General features: G+C 40.4%; 20 protein-coding genes. All 20 read left to right on the top strand.

From position 1 onward, the window contains the following. Nucleotides 1-84 precede the first annotated feature (84 nt). Nucleotides 85-1,128: a hypothetical protein gene (locus BQ5364_RS15250; RefSeq protein ID WP_331463040.1), complete on the top strand. Its 1,044-nt coding sequence runs from the start codon at nucleotides 85-87 to the stop codon at nucleotides 1,126-1,128. An 81-nt stretch (nucleotides 1,129-1,209) separates the two neighbouring features. Next, entirely contained in the window at nucleotides 1,210-3,966 is a 2,757-nt protein-coding gene (locus BQ5364_RS15245) for a YodL domain-containing protein (protein WP_071144602.1), read from the top strand. A gap of 194 nt (nucleotides 3,967-4,160) precedes the next feature. Then, nucleotides 4,161-4,400, top strand: a complete 240-nt coding sequence (locus BQ5364_RS15240; protein WP_055152358.1) for a helix-turn-helix domain-containing protein — start codon at nucleotides 4,161-4,163, stop codon at nucleotides 4,398-4,400. 86 nt (nucleotides 4,401-4,486) lie between these two features. Continuing rightward, nucleotides 4,487-5,221, top strand: coding sequence for a LytR/AlgR family response regulator transcription factor (locus BQ5364_RS15235; protein ID WP_071144601.1), 735 nt, complete (start codon nucleotides 4,487-4,489; stop codon nucleotides 5,219-5,221). Next, entirely contained in the window at nucleotides 5,214-6,524 is a 1,311-nt protein-coding gene (locus tag BQ5364_RS15230; protein ID WP_235837184.1) for a sensor histidine kinase, read from the top strand. The genes BQ5364_RS15235 and BQ5364_RS15230 overlap by 8 nt, the downstream gene beginning before the upstream one ends. A 100-nt stretch (nucleotides 6,525-6,624) precedes the next feature. Beyond that, complete coding sequence (locus tag BQ5364_RS15225) at nucleotides 6,625-6,780, top strand: cyclic lactone autoinducer peptide (protein ID WP_055152354.1); 156 nt, start codon at nucleotides 6,625-6,627, stop codon at nucleotides 6,778-6,780. Then, nucleotides 6,780-7,376: an accessory gene regulator B family protein gene (locus BQ5364_RS15220; protein ID WP_071144600.1), complete on the top strand. Its 597-nt coding sequence runs from the start codon at nucleotides 6,780-6,782 to the stop codon at nucleotides 7,374-7,376. The genes BQ5364_RS15225 and BQ5364_RS15220 overlap by 1 nt, the downstream gene beginning before the upstream one ends. Nucleotides 7,377-7,388: 12 nt before the next feature. Then, nucleotides 7,389-7,736 (top strand): hypothetical protein, encoded by a 348-nt coding sequence (locus BQ5364_RS18740; RefSeq protein WP_071144599.1) that lies wholly within the window; start codon nucleotides 7,389-7,391, stop codon nucleotides 7,734-7,736. Between the two features lie 17 nt (nucleotides 7,737-7,753). After that, nucleotides 7,754-8,215: a serine O-acetyltransferase gene (locus BQ5364_RS15210; RefSeq protein WP_071144598.1), complete on the top strand. Its 462-nt coding sequence runs from the start codon at nucleotides 7,754-7,756 to the stop codon at nucleotides 8,213-8,215. Then, entirely contained in the window at nucleotides 8,212-8,958 is a 747-nt protein-coding gene (locus BQ5364_RS15205) for a thioesterase II family protein (protein WP_071144597.1), read from the top strand. Before BQ5364_RS15210 ends, BQ5364_RS15205 begins: the two co-directional genes overlap by 4 nt. Next, nucleotides 8,948-9,634 carry a 4'-phosphopantetheinyl transferase family protein gene (locus BQ5364_RS15200; RefSeq protein ID WP_071144596.1) on the top strand — a complete coding sequence of 229 codons (687 nt, stop codon included), beginning with the start codon at nucleotides 8,948-8,950 and terminating at the stop codon, nucleotides 9,632-9,634. The genes BQ5364_RS15205 and BQ5364_RS15200 overlap by 11 nt, the downstream gene beginning before the upstream one ends. Before the next feature lie 96 nt (nucleotides 9,635-9,730). Beyond that, complete coding sequence (locus BQ5364_RS15195; RefSeq protein ID WP_071144595.1) at nucleotides 9,731-10,024, top strand: AMP-binding protein; 294 nt, start codon at nucleotides 9,731-9,733, stop codon at nucleotides 10,022-10,024. Beyond that, nucleotides 10,024-10,272 (top strand): hypothetical protein, encoded by a 249-nt coding sequence (locus BQ5364_RS15190; RefSeq protein WP_071144594.1) that lies wholly within the window; start codon nucleotides 10,024-10,026, stop codon nucleotides 10,270-10,272. The genes BQ5364_RS15195 and BQ5364_RS15190 overlap by 1 nt, the downstream gene beginning before the upstream one ends. 8 nt (nucleotides 10,273-10,280) lie before the next feature. Further along, nucleotides 10,281-11,081: an alpha/beta hydrolase gene (locus BQ5364_RS15185; RefSeq protein WP_159431701.1), complete on the top strand. Its 801-nt coding sequence runs from the start codon at nucleotides 10,281-10,283 to the stop codon at nucleotides 11,079-11,081. Further along, entirely contained in the window at nucleotides 11,082-11,702 is a 621-nt protein-coding gene (locus BQ5364_RS15180) for a TetR/AcrR family transcriptional regulator (protein ID WP_071144592.1), read from the top strand. 137 nt (nucleotides 11,703-11,839) lie between these two features. Further along, complete coding sequence (locus tag BQ5364_RS15175; protein WP_071144591.1) at nucleotides 11,840-13,582, top strand: ABC transporter ATP-binding protein; 1,743 nt, start codon at nucleotides 11,840-11,842, stop codon at nucleotides 13,580-13,582. Continuing rightward, nucleotides 13,579-15,321: an ABC transporter ATP-binding protein gene (locus BQ5364_RS15170; protein ID WP_071144590.1), complete on the top strand. Its 1,743-nt coding sequence runs from the start codon at nucleotides 13,579-13,581 to the stop codon at nucleotides 15,319-15,321. The genes BQ5364_RS15175 and BQ5364_RS15170 overlap by 4 nt, the downstream gene beginning before the upstream one ends. A gap of 67 nt (nucleotides 15,322-15,388) precedes the next feature. After that, complete coding sequence (locus tag BQ5364_RS15165; protein WP_071144589.1) at nucleotides 15,389-15,976, top strand: MptD family putative ECF transporter S component; 588 nt, start codon at nucleotides 15,389-15,391, stop codon at nucleotides 15,974-15,976. After that, nucleotides 15,976-16,701 (top strand): energy-coupling factor transporter transmembrane component T, encoded by a 726-nt coding sequence (locus BQ5364_RS15160; protein ID WP_071144588.1) that lies wholly within the window; start codon nucleotides 15,976-15,978, stop codon nucleotides 16,699-16,701. The genes BQ5364_RS15165 and BQ5364_RS15160 overlap by 1 nt, the downstream gene beginning before the upstream one ends. Before the next feature lie 14 nt (nucleotides 16,702-16,715). Then, on the top strand, nucleotides 16,716-18,188 hold the full coding sequence (locus tag BQ5364_RS15155; protein WP_071144587.1) for an ABC transporter ATP-binding protein: 1,473 nt from the start codon (nucleotides 16,716-16,718) through the stop codon (nucleotides 18,186-18,188). Nucleotides 18,189-18,269 lie beyond the last annotated feature (81 nt).

Raw genomic sequence — 18,269 nt, 5'->3', positions numbered from 1 at the left:
GTCCGGTGTGAAGTGGGGGAAAATCTGGAGATAACATCAAAGGATTACCTATCACTATAGGACCGTCTGATTGCCCTGCATCATTTGGATATTGGCTGGAAACCGTCTGACTTGGAACAGAGGGAAGGACGTATTATCCGTCAGGGAAACCATAACAAAAAGGTTCATATCTTCCGGTATGTAACAGAATCCACTTTCGACAGTTATATGTGGCAGTTGATCGAGAACAAGCAGAAATTCATTTCCCAGATTATGACGAGCAAAGCACCGGTCAGAAGTTGTGAAGATGTGGACGAAGCGGCGCTCTCCTATGCAGAGGTCAAAGCACTTGCAACCGGAAATCCGGCAGTAAAAGAGAAGATGGCATTGGATGTGGACGTAGCAAAGTTGAAACTTTTAAAAGCCAATCACATGAATAACCAGTACCGTCTGGAAGATGATATTGCAAGAAATTTTCCGCAACAGATTGCAAAACTGACGGAGATCATTGACAGCTACAAGGCAGACATCGCTCATTTTTCTGAGCATAAAATCATAGATCCAGAGCAGTTTTCTATGGAAATCAGTGGCAAAGTATTCACAGAAAAGAAAGAAGCAGGTGCGGCACTTCTGGCGGTCTGCAAAGACATTAAGTCTGTAGATGCAGCTATGGACATTGGAAGCTATCAGGGATTCAACATGAGAATCCAATTCGACAGCTGGAGCAAAGAGTTTATCCTGTCTGTAAAGCATGAATCGGTAGCTAAAGTTCGGTTGGGGGCAGATGCCCTGGGAAATATCACTCGTATCAATAATCTTTTGGAAAGCTATCCGGAGAAACTGGCAGAAGCAGAGCAACGGCTGGAAACGGTACAGGAGCAGCTGGCAAATGCCAAAGAGGAAGTCGGGAAGCCATTTCCAAAAGAAGAGGAACTGAACCAAAAACTGGAGCGTCTGTCAGAATTAAATGCACTTCTCAATATGGATGAACGGGAAGATACAGAAACAGAGCAGTCGGAATCAAAAGAGAAAGAAGAAAGACCGGCACGAGGTTCTATCCATGAGAAGCTGCAGATTTATAAAGAAAAGAGTCAGCGGGAAAGTGAAACTGGCAAGGAGAATAGAAAACGGGACTTCGGTCTGGAATAAGAAAACAAGGAAGATGGCATAATCTGGCAGAAAGAATGTTCTGTGGGTTATGCCTTCTTTCAGAATACGGGAGGAACTTATATGGCAAGAAACAGGATAACAGGTAGAGAAACAAAGAAAATGCAGGAATATACGCAGGAACGGATCGCTCAGGCAGAGAGTAGAGGCATAGAATTTCCAACAGATGTAAAAGAACAGATTTTTGAATATGCGAATCTGATCGGTGAGGAAGAGAAAGTTAGGACTCTGGTAAGAAATCTGGCAGATGCATTGAACAAGGCAGATGAAGAAGGTGTAGAGGATTTACTGGATGATGCAAGAATGGATATTCAGGACTTACCAGATCCAACCATAGGCAAGTTGGAACTTCGAGATTATGGATATACAGCAGAGGACATGGTACCGCTTAGAAAGGAAGCAGCCTTAGATTATCACAGAATGGGTTCTAAGATTTATTGCCTGGGCAGCGATGGCGGCAAGGGAGAGTATGCAAGTAAAGAAATGATACAGGCACATGAAGGTCTGTTTGGAATGGAATCGCAGATGTGGGAACGGATAAGGAATCAGGATCTGGATTATGCCGATGAAGATTTTGGAGCATTTCAGGAGCCCATGAGTGTCATTGACCAGGAAGAAGCATTGAAATTATACGATGCCGGAGCAGATATCTATCTGATCACTAATTTTTCGTCACCGATCTATGTCACGGAACACATGGAAATCGAACGAGGACCGGAGCATTATCAGATGTCCATGGCAGAACGGGAGCGTTTTCGTAACCTGGAATGGGAAATGCAAAAATATCCACAGATTCAGTCTTTAAAAGAGGCAAACCTGCTGTTAGGAACAAGGCGAACCTTTGGTATTTATCAGATCAAGGATGATTCACCGGGCGAAAACTATGCATTTATGAATATGCGTTTTATTGAAAGTCATGGTATGCAGATAAAAAAAGAAGATTATAAGCTGGTCTATGTTGGCGAATTACTGGGAAATATGTCACTGGATGATATTTTTGAAAGGTTCAACATTGATAGACCGGAAGATTTCCGTGGGCATTCCCTGTCAGTCAGTGATATCGTAGTTCTGAATGACGGGGAAAAAGTAACCGCTCATTTTGTAGACAGTATCAGTTTTGAACAGCTGGATTCTTTCTTGAATCTGGAAGAACAGGTTCTTAGTGAACTGGCATATGAGGTAGGAGAACGGTATTTTGCTATTCAGAGGACAGAAGAAGGATACGATTATTCCTTTTACGATGAAGATTTCCGTCTGATGGATGGTGGCGTCTATGAAAATGATGAAATTTCTATTGAAGAAGCGGCAGAGGAACTTTTGGAAGACGAAGGCTGGACTGGGAAACGCATCCGTGGGGAGTATGATCAGTTGATGGAAAAGGTAGAAGAAATGGATGAGGTTGTAATGGCAGAGATTCAGAAAAGCCAGGGCGAATATAAGCCTTTGGCAAAGGTGGAGGAACTGGAAGAGGCGAATTATAACATGATTGATAACGTCCTCAACAATATGCCACCGAAGAAAGAACCTTATCTGGAATATTTTGCCACAGAATGTGATGAGTTTCATGATATGGGAGCATATGAAAAAAGTACCGATGTTAATCAGATAGCTACAGTCTATGAAAAATATAGGGAGAATCCAGAAACAGCTTATCTCGGATGCTCAATGGGAATTATCTATCGTGATCCGGAAGACAGTTACTACGATGAAGCTGAATTTGCAATCGTAAAAGGAAATACCGTATTTGGGAATCTGATGGATGATGTTCGGTTTTATGGGGAGCTTGCACTGGTACGGGAAGGAATTGAGAAAATTCATGAAGCATTGCCGGATTATAAGTATGTACCGATGCGGGATGTTCGGGAAGCAATGTATCCAGAGAAGATGACCACAGAACAGCTGGCAGAGGCACTGGATGAGATTGCAGAAGCTTTTGATCCGTATGAGTACCGAGATAACGTGGAGAGGGGAGAAAATACGGTACAGGAAGTAATGCTGGATTTACAAAGCGGCAATATTTATTACTATGTTTCTTACTTGAAGGATATTGTAGATGAAGAATGTGACCAGTCTGTGCGTGCAGGTATATTGATTGAAAGGCTGAAAGCCTATGAACCGGAGCTTCCAAAAGATATGGAACCAATGGTGTATGTGAATTATTGTGAGAAAAGTGAGCTAGGGAAGCCAAGATGCCAGAAGTTATCTGATTTGGATTCAAGAACCGTAGAACAGGACAAAACCTGGTATGCTGATCGTGATCAAAACACCAACGAACCAAAAACGACAGCACAGATGTTTTTTACAGTATATTATGCTGAGAAAGGTGACAAGATGTTGCACCATTTTCAAGGTAAGATAGATATTGGTACCGGAAACGGCGGTATCATCAGTCAGTTAAAGATGCAGAATGAAATGAAACTGACAGATGAAAGCTGGATCAGCTATCAGCAAGGAAAAGGCAATGAAGAGTACCAGAAGTATATGGAAGATCTGACGGATATGCAGAATCATGTGTTGCCGTATTTGCAGAGCTTTTGCAGCCTGGAAGAAAAAGGTGTGCAGGAGAGACGAGAACAGCAGGTAGCAGAGAAAACTGAGAGCAGAGAAGCTGCGCCAAGAGCTGGCATTGAAGCAAATACAGCAGTTAAGGACGCAGGGAAAGCTGAAAGAAAGCCAGTAGCACAAAAGAGAGCAATGACAGAAAAAGAGAAAAAACCGTCAATCCATGAACGCTTGGAAATCAATAAGAGAATCATTCAGGAAAAACAGGGAAAAGATAAGCCGGAGAGAGGGGCTGATTTGGATGTAAGGACGATGTAGTATGAGATAGAAAGGAGTCGGAGGTCACGGATAACAATGTGGCTTTCGGCTTTTTTTTGTTTTGGTAAAAATGCTGAATTATCTACCACGAAAGTATACAAAGCTTACAAAGAGGTATCTTTGTTCAAAAAGACTATATATGGGCGACCTTTTACGGGCAATTTATATAGAATAGAGAAAAGGTGGTAGAAATCATGGATATGAAAACAGCAGTTATATATCGTCTTGAAGAATTGATAAGGCAAAAGGATATTACCGTGAATGAGGCGGCGATACGTTCTGGTGTTCCGCCATCAACGCTGAAGAATATTTTGTATGGGCAGAGTAAGAATGTAGGCGTAGTTACAATCAAGAAATTGTGTGATGGATTAGAAATCACAATACCAGAATTTTTTGGAGATTCCATCTTTGCAGAGTTGGAACCGGAGTTATAGAAGTAAGAGATAATCTCATGGCAAAATTCTGCGGGATGGTTTTTTTATGAAATAAGGTTAGCTGCAACTAACAATTAGGGAGGATTATGTATAAGATAGCGATTTGTGATGATGATAAAAGATATAGAAAAACGATCAGGGAGATTATAGAGCATAAAAATAGTTTGCCTGAAAATGAAATCAGATTTTATGAATACGAATCAGGAAATGAACTTTTGAAACATACGGATATTCTCCACGAATTGGTCTTTATAGATATCCGTATGCCGGGGTTGGATGGAAACCAAACAGCATTAAAATTGAGAAATTATAACAAAGATGCAGTTTTAATCTTCTGTTCCAGTTATTTTGAGCCGACAGTGGACAGTATTAATTTTGGGCAGCCCTTTCGGTATATTATGAAGGACTTACACGATACCAGCTTACGCCGGGAAATTGCAGCTATTATGACTGAGGTAAAGAGACGCTTTCTGAATGACTATGCGGTAACGGTGACATCGGCGGGGAAGATAATACGCATATATGTGGAAAATATCTTATATGTTTCCAGAGCCAAAAGAGGATGTGAGATAACCATTGTGAAAGAGCAAGAAAAAGAGACAGTTCGGTGCAGAGAAGCGTTTGGAGAATTATATGAACAGCTAAAAGATCAGGGATTTGCACAGGCGCATTATAGTTACATTGTTAATTTGGGAAAAGTAGAAGGGTTAGAAAAAGGCGTACTACGGTTGAAATGCGGAATAGAACTGAATGTTTCAAGAGCAAAGAAAGAAGAGTTTACCGAGGCACTGTTTGAATATCTGAGGGAAAGGAATGGTTGATCTGATGAGTTTGCTAAGTGATGCTTTGATTGGCAGTTTCCAAATGCTTATGCTGAATGATTTCGGTAAGAATATGTTCCCATATAGGATTAAAACCTGTTGGAAAAGGATTCTAATATATGGCGTAACGGCATTGGTTATTCTTGGTGTGAATCATATAGAGTCTACGTTTGTCAATATTATGATGGTTCCTGTCTGCTATACTATTGCCTCTATTGTCATTTTCCAAGGAAGTGTATGGAAGAAAATTATTTTGGCCTGTTGCTATTATATGCTGGCTATAGTACCTGAGTTTTTGTTTGCTGTAATTACAGGGGCTTATGGAGTAACCGGGACAGAAAATAACTTTCATTCAGAGTTGGAAAAGTTGCTGTCACTTTTGTTGATGAGCACAATTACATTTTTATTAGTAAAATGTTTTAACCAGATCACGAGAAAGAAAAATTACCAGACGATTGAAAATAAATTGTTTACTGTGCTGTTAACTCTGCCGGCGGCGACAATTATCATTTTTATGTGTATATATTATTCGCAGATTTCTTTTACTGGCGTGAATCGTATCATGATTCCTATTGGGGCAGCATTGTTGTTAATGACGAATATCTGTATATTTGCAGTCTTTGATAAATTAATTGAGAAGTCTGAAGAAGTAAAAAAGATGGAATTGCTTTATCAGAAAAGTAAAGCTGAAAATATCAATCAGAAATATATCAATAAGGTAAACGAAGATAAAAGGGTTTTTCTGCATGATGTGAATAAATTTCTTTGTACTGCGGCGAGTTTGATAGAAAATGGGAAAAATCTTGAACTGGATAGCATGGTGAGACATTTGGGGATCCGGATGGAGGAACTGAAAAATTATAGTTACTGCGCTGATCCGGTTCTAAACAGTATTTTATGTGAAAGAAAATTTGTCGCCGAATCAAAAGGCATATTGTATAAAATCAAGCTTGGAAATAATCTTAGAACAGATTTTATAGAAGACCTGGATTTGATTTCTATTGTGGGGAATCTTTTGTACAATGCAATCGAGGCTGCTGAAAAGACAAAGAAAGACCAACATGTGATTTGTAATATGTATATGGGGAATGAGGGTCATCTTTTGGTAATGGAGTTTTATAATAGCTATATTCTTCCGCTGATAAAGGAAAGAGAACATTATATAAGCACAAAGAGAAATCCGGAAAATCATGGGATCGGATTACATACAGTAGGTAAATTGGTTGAAAAATATGGAGGAGTCATGAAGATAGAAGCTGGCGAGGAGGAGTTTTCAGTTAAGATTGTTTTTACAGTTAAATAGAAGAATGCAAAAATCGCCCAAAAAATTACCATTTTAGCCGGGATAATTGAAATAGGGGCGATTTTTTAGTAGAATCACGAAAAAAAGGAGGCAAATTGATATGGAAAAAATATTAAATGTAATGACAACTAAAATATTAGAAGGAATCAATGCTTTGGCGCTCAGGCTGACGATGCGTTCAGCGAATCTTGCTTGCAATTGGTTATATTTTCAAGAAGAAGAACCGGACGAGGTTAAAAGACTGAGGAAATTTTAATGCAGAAGAAAGTGATAGACTGGCTGTATAATTTACAAAGCCGATGGGGGATTCTTAAAGAAGAAGAACGCAGTTTGTATGAATATGCTTATCGACTGCTGTTAAGCAGAATCCTTATATATTCTATTATTATTGCATTGGGTATCATAACGGGAAACTGGTTAGAGATGTTCAGCTTTTTACTGCCATTTGTTATTTTAAGACAGTACGTTGGCGGAATTCATTTGAAAAGATCTGTAAGCTGCATTTGTGTTTCCGGTTTCCTGATTTTTATTTGTGGAAAATATTTAGCAATTAATTCGGAGCTTGGGATTACATTCTGTATAGTATGGCTCATTGCTATTGCTGTTATATTTTTATTGTCTCCAGTAGACACTGGACACAAAAGATTGGATGAAAAAGAAAGAAAGGTTTATGGGAAATCTGCAAGAAAATTGTTAATTATAGAATGTGTATTGGCTTTCTGTTTTGGTGATATCGGAATTTTGATAGTTGCTAAAGGGATTGCAGTGGCTCATATAATTTTAGCAAGTGGACTGATATTAGGCAAAAGCCAAAATTTTTTTGGAAACAAGTTAGGAATTACTAACTTATGAAAGGATGAAAGATTGATAGATAATAAAAAACTACTGGGAAACGATAATGATATATTTCAAATTAAGGAAGTTTTAGAAAAATCTTTGGATAATAAATGGACTCAGGAATTTGTCTATTTGTTAAGAAAATTTTTCTATATAGAATATTGGTCAAATGTGGAAAAGAACGAAAGATATACGATCCAGATGATTCAAGAGGTTTTAAAAAAGCATTTGGATTTTTTAGATGAAGATAGGGGAACAGAGGAAGTGATGAGAAAATTTCGAGCAATGCTGCCCTATCTGCAGCAGTTGGTAATATCAGATATGAAAGCGGCATATGAGGTGATCCGGCTGCGAAGAGTTATGAGGAAATCATAGCGGCTTATCCAGGTCCTTTGGCAATACTTATTCAAAGGACAGCTAATTGTCTGTATAAATTGAAAGTTCCTATTTTACCAAGAATTATGACAGAGTACGCACATTCAATAACAGGAATAGATATCCATCCAGGAGCAGAAATTGGAGAGAGCTTCTTCATTGATCATGGAACAGGAGTTGTAATCGGAGAAACTGCTGTTATTGGGAATCATGTAAAAATATATCAGGGTGTGACTTTGGGAGCTTTGTCAACTCGCGGAGGTCATAAACAGAAATGGTTGAAACGGCATCCTACTGTTGAAGATAATGTAACAATTTATGCGGGAGCTACAATCTTAGGAGGCAATACAGTGATTGGAAAAAATTCTATTATTGGTGGAAACGCATGGGTAACGCAATCTGTATCACCTTCAACAAAGATATTTTCAGATTTTATGGAGATGAAATTACAACCGATTTCTGGAGGAGGATTAACATGAATCAAAGGCTTTTGAAAAACGGTGAGAATATTAACTCCCAAAATATAACATTATTTTGTTTCCCTTTTGCTGGCGGCGGGGCTTCCGCATACAATTCTTGGGTTCAAAAAATGAAAGATACCATAACTGTTTGTCCGATCCAGCTACCGGGCAGGGAAGAAAGGATTATGGAAAAGCCGTATCATAATATGACGGATATGTTAGATGAATTGGAGGAAACTATATGGGAAAACATAAGAGGACCGTATGCATTCTGGGGACATAGCATGGGCGGAAAGATTGCCTATGAGTTAGAAAAAAGAATGGAAAAAAGAGGAAAGACAGCCCGATGCTTCATGGTATCAGGAAGTCGTATCCCAAGTATTCCAGAACCCAATCCAATCTATCATCTTCCAGATGACGAATTTAAAAAGGTACTCGGCAGATTTGAAGGAACGCCAAAGGAGATACTGGAAAACCAGGAACTTTTGGATTTCTTTCTGCCTATGCTGCGAGCTGATTTTACAATGGATGAAACGTATTATGATAAAGATCTTATCACTTTACGCAGTCCGATTGAGGCGTTTGGAGGACGGAATGACCGGGAAGCAGATGAAGCAGCAATGAAAGAGTGGGGGAAATATACAGAAGGGGCGTTCCACTGCCATATGTTCGAAGGCGGGCACTTTTACATTCGGGAACAGGAAGAAGCTGTTCTGTCAGAAGTACAGAAATGCCTTCTGGGTGTTCCGGATGAAAATTGAATTATACGGAAACCGGGAACTTTTGAATATGGGAAAGCTGGAACTGCATACAGTAGAGGTACACATCTGGAAACTTCGGTGGAGAGAACTGGAAACCTTTTGGAATAGGTATAAACCTATTTTAGAAAAGGAAGAATGCCAGAAGGCGAAACATTACCGTTTTCATGAAGATAAAATGCGTTATCTTGCAGGAAAGATTGCTGTGAGAATGTTTTTGAAAGAGTATTCAGGTGAGGATAAGATTGTTTTAAGACAGGGAAAATACGGGAAATTGTACTGGAAGGCACCGCCGGGACAAAGGAAGATCACATTTAACCTTTCCCATTCCGGAGAATGGGTGCTGGCAATATTTGCCAGCCGACAGGCTGTGGGAATTGATGTGCAGGAAATGGGAGAGATCTCAGAATATATGGAGATTGCCAAAAATTTCTTTACGGAAGAAGAAGCGGCAGAAATTCAGGAAACAGAAAGCCCTGAACGGTTCTATCAGTACTGGGCAGCAAGAGAGGCGCATCTCAAAGCGCTGGGTATCGGTTTGAACAAGGGAATGGACTTCTTTTCTGTCAGGGAAAACAAGATTATAGAAAAAGGAAAGATAAAATCTGGATGGAAATTATATCCGATTCTGATAAAAGATTATGCCGCATATGCAGCGGTGCAGGGGAAAGGAAGGTAATACAAAATGGCAGGCTATAAAAAGAATATGGAACAATATGAAGATCTGGAAGGCTGTGAGAAGTTAAGCCTGTGAAAGTAGCTTGATAAATGAGCAGTGCAATATGGAGACGAGATTGCAGTTACAGACAGTGAAAAGAAAATTACCTATTTGGAACTGAATCAGAAAGCAATCTGCATAGGACAGTATTTTATGGAGAAAGGTATCTGCAAAGATGATAAGGTACTTGTGCAGATGCCGAACAGAATCTCTTTTGTCGCGGTTCTCTTTGCCCTTGCGAAGATTAGGACTGTACCGATCATGATGCTGCCGGCTCACAGGGAAGCAGAATTAGAGGGGATCATAGCACTGGCCAAGCCGACAGCGTACGTTGTAGCCGAAATAGTGTAATGAAACCAGGTGGAATTTTACTTATCATAGAAACTGTAGAGGATGTTCCGGATATCCTCATAACGCAGTCTTTTATGATGACAGAACCAAAGGATCAGAGAAAAGCGACAAATACCATGTTTCTGAATAGAAAACAATGGCTGGAGATTCTTGAAGAAAATGGGTTTTGTAATAGTGAAGAGTTTCCAGGATATGGTGAATATTTGGAGGTTTTGGGACAGAAACTTTTTTATTGTACAAAGGAGTAATGCTTGTTATGCAATTGGAAATTATAAAAAAAGTAAGTCTGTTAAATAAGAATACCATTTTATTTGTGCATGGAGCATATCATGCAGCATGGTGTTGGGAAGAACATTTCATACCGTTTTTTTATGCTCATGGATATAATGTTTATGCTATGAGCTTTAGAAATCACGGTAACAGTGAAAGAATAGAAAATGTTGATCAGATAGTAGTCAAGGATATGGTAGAAGATCTAATAAAGACTATAGATATAATTGATGGAAAAATTATCTTGATAGCACATTCATTGGGATGCAGAATCGCACAGATGTGCTTGGAAGAAATATACTCTTCAATACAGTCAGTTGTTTTAATTACACCAATGCCAGTAAGAAATAATTTTTTACAATTACTACAGATGAGTAAAAAGCAGAGAAAAAATAATTTGGAGTATATTCTTTTTTCAGAAAGGTTAGATTCAGAACAAAAAGAATACTATATGTCATTATTAGATAAAGAGTCAAAAAAGGTTGAGTATGCCATGATGAAACGTCAAAAAAAATTCTCTATATATGTTAGAAAAATTCCAACCCTGGTAATTGGATCATATAATGACCAATGTGTAATTCTGCAGGCAGTTAAAGACAATGCTAAAATACACACCGCGGAGTTGAAGATTGTAGATAGTGTATGTCATGATATGATGCTTGATCCGGATTGGAGAAATATAGCAGATTTAATTTTCAAATTTATAGAAAAAACTATTGACAAAAAAAGTGGGGATAATTATAATGATAACTATGTTAGCACACAGGCGCATCAAGGAGGTGAATAAATGGCAGTTGGCACTTATGAGACTACCCATGAGAAGATTTTAGAAAGTGGAAAGCAGCTATTCCTTAAAAATGGCTATGAACGCACAAATCTTCGGGAGCTTTGCAAGGGTGCGGGGATTACGACTGGAGCATACTATCGGCACTTTGAAGATAAGGCGGCATTGTTCTCGGCATTGGTTGAGCCTGCTGTCGAGGGGATTCGTAAAAGGTATGATGCTGCAGGAGAGCGATGCTTTGATTATATATCTGTTGACAACATGACTGATTTGTGGAATGTTTCGGTTGAAACAATGGTCGAGTTTATTGAATTTATTTTCAGCCACTTTGATTCGTTCAAACTTCTTCTGCATTGTGCGGATGGAACAAAATATGTTGACTTTACTGACTGGATGGTAGAAAAAGAAGTTCAGGACACGTTGAAAATGTACGATGTTCTTGAAGAAAAGGGAATTAAATATAAACGGCTTGGACTGAAAGAGCTGCATATGCTGAATCATGCTTATTACTCCTGTATCTTTGAAACAGTCCTGCATGACTACACGAAAGAAGAAGCAATTCAGGCAACGCATACACTGGCAGAGTTTATTACAGCCGGTTGGCGGAAAGTGCATGGTCTTTGAATAAAAGGCCACACTTTTTTGCCTGATAGATAACTTAGTTTGCGATTTTTGTTAGCACACTTTGTTATCTTCTTATTGGCTACTATATTTTTTTAATATATGGTTAGCAAAAACTAACTTATCAAGGAGGAACCTATATGCAAAAACAAAATCCATTACTCCGTGTTTGGGAGCTTGGAAAATCGCAGCATTCAGGACTGATTTGTGCGGTTATCAGCGCATTTCTCGGTGTCTTAGGCGGGATGCTTCCATACTTTGCTGCGGCGCAGATGATTGTGAATCTGCTTGAAGGAAATAGGGATATGTCATTGTACTTCAAATGGCTGTGCATTGGGATGGCAGGCTATTTAGTGCGGACACTGCTTTATACCTTGGCGCTGTCCATATCACATAAGGCAACCTTTTCCGTTTTAAAAACTATCCGCCAAAAAATATTGGCAAAACTGCCGAAACTCCCTCTTGGAACAGTGACAGATATGTCCAGTGGGAAGATGAAACAGCTTATTGTGGATCAGGTGGACGGTATGGAAACAACACTGGCGCATTTGTTTCCGGAGCTGACGGCAAATATAGCAGGGCCGATACTGATTATTGTTTACCTGTTTATCCTTGACTGGCGCATGGCGCTCCTGTCGCTTGTTTCCATTCCGGCAGGCATGGTTTTCCTAATGACGGTCATGGGTTCTTACAGTAAGGACTATGAGGGAGCTGTCGGAACAACAAAGGAAATGAATGAAACGATTGTAGAATACATTAACGGCATTGAGGTAATTAAGGCATTTAACCAGGGAAAAAGTTCATATGCCAAATTTTCAGACAGAGTGAAAGCCAATGCGAAATATTACTATAACTGGATGAAAAAAAGCCAGTTTGGTATGTCGATGGCTTACTCGATTGTACCTGCCACATTGATTACGATTCTCCCCGTCGGTTTTGTTTTTTACCGTGGGGGAAGTTTGTCAGCAGAAGTATTTATTACAACCGTCATTTTGGCTTTAGGTATTACGGGGCCATTGATGGCTGCTATGAATTTTGTGGATACGCTTGCACAAGTGGGAACAACGGTGGAATCGGTGGATGAAGTTCTTCTTGCAGAGGAACAACAGCATGAAGAAAAAACCGTCACATTTGGAAAGATGGATATAGGGCTTTCCCATGTGTCTTTCGGGTATCACGGAGATAAAGAAATACTTCACGATGTGAGCCTTGCAATTCCGGCTGGAACCATGACGGCTCTGGTAGGTCCGTCCGGTTCAGGCAAGTCGACTATTGCAAAGCTGATAGCAGGTTTTTGGGATGTGCAAAGCGGAACAGTGACAATAGGCGGCGTGGATGAAAAGAAAATTCCTCTGAAGCAGTTGTATGATCAGGCGGCTTTTGTATCTCAGGATAATTTTCTGTTTGATGAAACTGTCCGTGAAAATATCCGAATGGGAAGAATGTCGGCCACGGATGCAGAGATAGAGGCTGCTTGCAGGGCGGCAGGCTGTGACGGGTTTATCCGTGAACTTGAAAAGGGTTATGACACAAAGGTAGGTAGCGGAGGGGCGCATCTTTCCGGCGGAGAACGTCAGCGGATTGCCATTGCAAGGGCGATGCTGAAAGATGCTCCGATAGTCATTCTGGATGAAGCCACGGCATATATAGACCCGGAAAATGAAGCGGTCATACAGGAAGCCATTGCAAAACTTGTAAAAGGGAAAACGGTAATTGTTATTGCACACAGGCTGTCAACCATTAAGGACGCAGATAAAATTGTGGTAGTTAAGGATGGCAGAATAATGGCGAGCGGCAGGCATGAGGAACTTAGGGAAAGCTGCCCGTTGTATGAATCCATGTGGCAGGCGCATATTGGGGCAAAGGACGGTGACGTGGCATGATTGGTACATTCAAAAAAATATGGGAGTTTTCCGGTGAGGAAAGAGGCAATATCAATAAATCCGTGGCGGTAAGTTTTCTGAACGCTGTTTTCCATATGTTTGAGATTGGTGCAATTTACTTTGTGGTAATGGCACTGACAAACGGAGATAAGGATATGAAAACTGTCTGGATTTCCCTTGCCTTTATGGTCGTCAGCATTATTGGAAATGCAGTTACCAGCCGTTTCTCAAAATTACAGCAGACACACGCCGGCTATTTCATGGCAGCTAACCGGAGGGTTTCTATTGGGAACCGCCTAAAAAGTGTGCCTATGGGATTTTTTAACGAGAACAGTTTGGGCGAGGTAACTGGAGTATGTACAACGGTACTTGGCAATATTGAAAATCTGGTTCCTATGACATTGGTAAATATTTTAGGCGGCGTTATAGGAACGGTTGTGTTTACTATAATGATTTTAATTTTTGACTGGAGGATCGGGCTGATTGCCGCAGCAGGAATCATCGTGTATCTGCTGGTTGTATCTTCTATGGAGAAAAAATCTGCTGTCATTGCGCCTAACTCGCAAAAATCTCAAACGGCTCTTGTTGAAACTGTTCTGGAATATGTGCAGGGAATGGGCGTTATCAAGTCTTTTAACCTGAGTGGGCGGGGCGATAAAAATCTTCAGGATGCGCTGGAATATAACCGGAAAAGCAATCTTGGTATGGAGCAGCTTATGACGCCTTACACGATTTTTCAGGAGCTTGTATTGCAGATTGCGGGTATCGGCATGATGCTGGCAGCGGTTGTGTTCTGGATAAATGGAACAATGACATTAGTTAATACTTTGATGGTGATTATTATGTCATTTCTGGTGTTTGGGCAGATCAAGCTGTTCGGAATGGGTATTTCCATGCTGCGTCTGGCAGACAGTAGCATCGAAAGAACATTACAGACAGAGGACATGGAGCAGATGGACGAAAGCGGCAAAGCACTTGCTGTGAAGAAACATGACATTGTATTTGATGATGTGCATTTCGCCTATGAAAGCAAAGAAATTCTTCATGGAATCAACTTGCAGATTCCAGACAAAACCACTACCGCAGTGATCGGTCCCTCTGGTTCCGGCAAAACAACGCTTTGTAACCTGATTGCCCGGTTTTGGGATGTAAATAGCGGCTCGGTTAAGATTGGCGGAAAAGATGTGAGGGATTACACGCTGGAATCCCTGATGGAGCAGATTAGCATGGTGTTCCAGAATGTCTATCTTTTTGCAGATACGATTGAAAATAACATTAAGTTTGGCAGACCGGAGGCTACCCATGCCGAAGTTGTTGCGGCAGCAAAAAGAGCCTGCTGTGATGATTTTATCGAGGCGCTTCCTGACGGTTACAATACGGTTATCGGTGAGGGAGGAGCTTCTCTTTCCGGAGGTGAAAAGCAAAGGCTCAGCATTGCAAGGGCTATGTTAAAAGATGCGCCTATCGTTATTTTAGATGAAGCAACTGCAAATGTAGACCCTGAGAACGAGGATCGCCTGCAGAAAGCCATTGAGGAACTGACAAAGGATAAAACAATCATTATGATTGCACACAGGCTGAAAACGGTGCGGAACGCAGACCAGATACTGGTGGTGGATAACGGAAAAATCGTGCAGCAGGGTAAACATGACGATTTGATTAAACAGCAGGGCATTTATGCTGATTTTGTACTTGGGCGTAAGGAGGCAATCGGCTGGAAGCTGAATGCCGGCAACTAAACAGGATTTGTACTGTTTTGCAGCAGTCAAATAGATAAATAACAAATTTTAAGGAGGGTTCTCTAAAATGGAAACAAATAAAAAGCTCAAAGCGAAAGACCTTATCAATGTCGGTATTTATACCGCTATCTACATCGTATTCTTTTTCGTTGCAGGTATGCTCAATGCAATTCCGGTGCTTTATCCGTTCTTGTATGTATTGATTCCGCTGATTTCTGGAATCCCATTTATGTTGTTTCTGACAAAGACTGAGAAATTTGGTATGGTTACAATTATGTCTGTGATTTGTGGCGTTTTTTGGTTCTTTATGGGATATACATGGACAGCAATAGTAGGTTACGTTGTATTTGGACTGATTGCTGATTTGGTATTAAAGGCGGGAAAATATAAGAACTTTAAAGTGGATGTGATTGGTTATTGGTTGTTCTCCTGCGGTATGATCGGTTGTCAGGCTCCAATGTGGGTGATGGCAGATACATATATGGCACAGGTAGAGGCATCTATGGGGGAACAGTATGCAAGCGAGTTAGCCCATTATATGCCTTCATGGATGGGAATTGCCGCAATAGCAATTATATTCATTGGCTCTCTGTTAGGAGCATTGCTTGGACGTAAGATGTTGAAAAAACATTTTGAAAGGGCAGGCATTGTCTAATGGAACGGTACGAGGCTTATCAACCACCCAAAAAGAAAGGCTTTTATCTTGATTCGCGTACAAAAGTCTTATTTATGGCGTTTGTTACAATGTTGATGTTCTTTGTATATGAGAATCTTGCGATGGATGCTGCGGTGGCGATAATCCCGTTGACCTTGCTATTGATTAATCGCCAAATGCGGACGGCTCTCATTTATGGAGGGCTGTTCGCTTTGGCAATTGTAGCAAAGCTGACGCAGGGGATGTATGTATTGCCGGCAATCCTGAACATGGTTTCTGTGCTGCTAGTTGCAATGGTGATTCGTTTATTCCCGATTTTTATGTTGGGCTATTACATTATTGAATCTACATCCACCGATGAATTTGTGGCTGCTATGGAGAAATGGCATGTTCCGGAGGCGTTCATCATTCCGATTACTGTTGTTTTTCGTTTTATTCCAACATTAGGGGAAGAATCGGCAGCTATTACGGACGCTATGCGGATGCGTGAAATTCAGTTTGGAACAAAGAAGTTCTGGCAAAATCCTACTGCACTTTTGGAATACCGGGTAATTCCGTTGATGATGTCTGTTGTCAAAATTGGGGATGAATTATCAGCGGCAGCACTCACCAGAGGGTTAGGGGGATTAAAACACAGAACGAGTATTGCACACATTGGTTTTACAGTATATGACCTCATTATTGCCGTACTTTCGGCTGGTCTGCTGGTGTGGGCTTGTTTGTAGGAGGTGGCAAATCTATGATTGAATTTCAAAATGTCACTTTTACTTATCAAAGCACAGAGCGAGAGAGCGGTGTTTATGATTTAAACTTAACAATCCCGGATGGACAGATAGTTTTGCTTTGTGGAGAATCTGGTTGCGGTAAAACAACACTTACCCGATTGATTAATGGATTGACACCAGAATACTATGAGGGAAAACTGGATGGGATTGTATTGGTAAACGGAAAGGAAACAACTAAAACACCGCTGTACGAGCTTTCAAAGGTGGTCGGTTCTGTATTTCAGAATCCACGCTCCCAGTTCTTTAATGTGGATACTACTGGGGAGATTGCTTTTGGATGTGAGAACATCGGATTACCAAAGGAAGAGATATATAGGCGGATTGGGCAGGTTACAGGAGAATTGAGAATACAAAAGTTGCTTGACCGCAGCTTGTTCGCCCTTTCTGGCGGCGAAAAACAGAAAATAGCGTGTGCATCTGTTTCTGCTATGGAGCCGGAAATTTTCGTGCTGGATGAACCGTCCTCGAATCTTGATGTGGCTACGATTGCTGATTTGAAGCACATTGTTGCAAAATGGAAATCGATGGGCAAGACGGTTATTATTGCAGAACATAGGCTTTATTATTTGATGGATATTGCAGACCGGGTGATTTACTTAAAAAATGGCCGGATTGAAAAGGATATGTCTGCCACTGCATTTGCACAATTTAGTGAAGAGCAGCTTCGGACGATGGGGCTCCGTTCCCTTCATCCAGCTCGCTTTAGCAACATACCGAATGTGGTTATAGGAGACAGTTCCATTGAAGTTAAAGATTTTTTGTTCTCATATGGAAAGATAGAAGCAATGAATATACCGAAAATGTCCGTTCCGCAAGGAGCGATTGTAGGAATTCTTGGAGATAATGGAGCAGGAAAGACCACATTTGCAAAATGTTTGTGTGGATTGGAGAAATCGGCAAAAGGTACGCTGCAAATCGGAAAAGAAATTTTGGGAGCAAAGCAGCGAATCAAAAAGTGTTATATGGTCATGCAGGATGTAAATCATCAGCTTTTTACGGAAAGCGTGTCTGATGAAATTATGCTCAGTATGCAAGGGCAGGACGAACAGACCGATAAAAACCAAACGGAGGAAATACTTAGCAGTTTGAATCTATTAGAGTATAAAGAACTGCATCCGATGTCATTATCCGGTGGTCAAAAGCAACGGGTAGCAATAGGAAGTGCAATTGCATCGGACAAAGAAATTTTGGTATTTGACGAGCCGACTAGTGGTCTGGACTATCATCATATGCTGGAAGTTGCTGACAATTTGCAAAGGCTTAGCGATATGGGGAAAACATTGTTTATTATAACTCATGATCCGGAATTGATTGCAAAATGCTGTAATTACTTTGTGTTTATTGAGCATGGCAAAACGGTATGGAGTGGCAGATGGACAGAGGATAATAAAAAACGTATTGCAGAGTTTTTTTCTTTCGCAAATTAAGTCTAAGTGTGAAATAGAATGAAAAATAATTTCTTAGAATGGCCTTAAAATGTATTCGGACACCCAATAAGGGAGGAAATA

Source organism: Coprococcus phoceensis (genome assembly GCF_900104635.1).
GTDB classification, from domain to species: domain Bacteria; phylum Bacillota; class Clostridia; order Lachnospirales; family Lachnospiraceae; genus Faecalimonas; species Faecalimonas phoceensis.
Note: the sequence above shows the minus strand (reverse complement) of the source record. Positions and strands in the feature narration are given on the sequence as shown.

Excerpts from the sequence above, each read along its gene's own strand:
- BQ5364_RS15245 (WP_071144602.1), top strand. The coding sequence starts at position 1,210 with ATGGCAAGAAACAGGATAACAGGTAGAGAAACAAAGAAAATGCAGGAA.
- BQ5364_RS15240 (WP_055152358.1), top strand. The coding sequence starts at position 4,161 with ATGGATATGAAAACAGCAGTTATATATCGTCTTGAAGAATTGATAAGG.
- BQ5364_RS15235 (WP_071144601.1), top strand. The coding sequence starts at position 4,487 with ATGTATAAGATAGCGATTTGTGATGATGATAAAAGATATAGAAAAACG.
- BQ5364_RS15230 (WP_235837184.1), top strand. The coding sequence starts at position 5,214 with ATGGTTGATCTGATGAGTTTGCTAAGTGATGCTTTGATTGGCAGTTTC.
- BQ5364_RS15225 (WP_055152354.1), top strand. The coding sequence starts at position 6,625 with ATGGAAAAAATATTAAATGTAATGACAACTAAAATATTAGAAGGAATC.
- BQ5364_RS15220 (WP_071144600.1), top strand. The coding sequence starts at position 6,780 with ATGCAGAAGAAAGTGATAGACTGGCTGTATAATTTACAAAGCCGATGG.
- BQ5364_RS15205 (WP_071144597.1), top strand. The coding sequence starts at position 8,212 with ATGAATCAAAGGCTTTTGAAAAACGGTGAGAATATTAACTCCCAAAAT.
- BQ5364_RS15200 (WP_071144596.1), top strand. The coding sequence starts at position 8,948 with ATGAAAATTGAATTATACGGAAACCGGGAACTTTTGAATATGGGAAAG.
- BQ5364_RS15190 (WP_071144594.1), top strand. The coding sequence starts at position 10,024 with ATGAAACCAGGTGGAATTTTACTTATCATAGAAACTGTAGAGGATGTT.
- BQ5364_RS15185 (WP_159431701.1), top strand. The coding sequence starts at position 10,281 with ATGCAATTGGAAATTATAAAAAAAGTAAGTCTGTTAAATAAGAATACC.
- BQ5364_RS15180 (WP_071144592.1), top strand. The coding sequence starts at position 11,082 with ATGGCAGTTGGCACTTATGAGACTACCCATGAGAAGATTTTAGAAAGT.
- BQ5364_RS15175 (WP_071144591.1), top strand. The coding sequence starts at position 11,840 with ATGCAAAAACAAAATCCATTACTCCGTGTTTGGGAGCTTGGAAAATCG.
- BQ5364_RS15170 (WP_071144590.1), top strand. The coding sequence starts at position 13,579 with ATGATTGGTACATTCAAAAAAATATGGGAGTTTTCCGGTGAGGAAAGA.
- BQ5364_RS15165 (WP_071144589.1), top strand. The coding sequence starts at position 15,389 with ATGGAAACAAATAAAAAGCTCAAAGCGAAAGACCTTATCAATGTCGGT.
- BQ5364_RS15160 (WP_071144588.1), top strand. The coding sequence starts at position 15,976 with ATGGAACGGTACGAGGCTTATCAACCACCCAAAAAGAAAGGCTTTTAT.
- BQ5364_RS15155 (WP_071144587.1), top strand. The coding sequence starts at position 16,716 with ATGATTGAATTTCAAAATGTCACTTTTACTTATCAAAGCACAGAGCGA.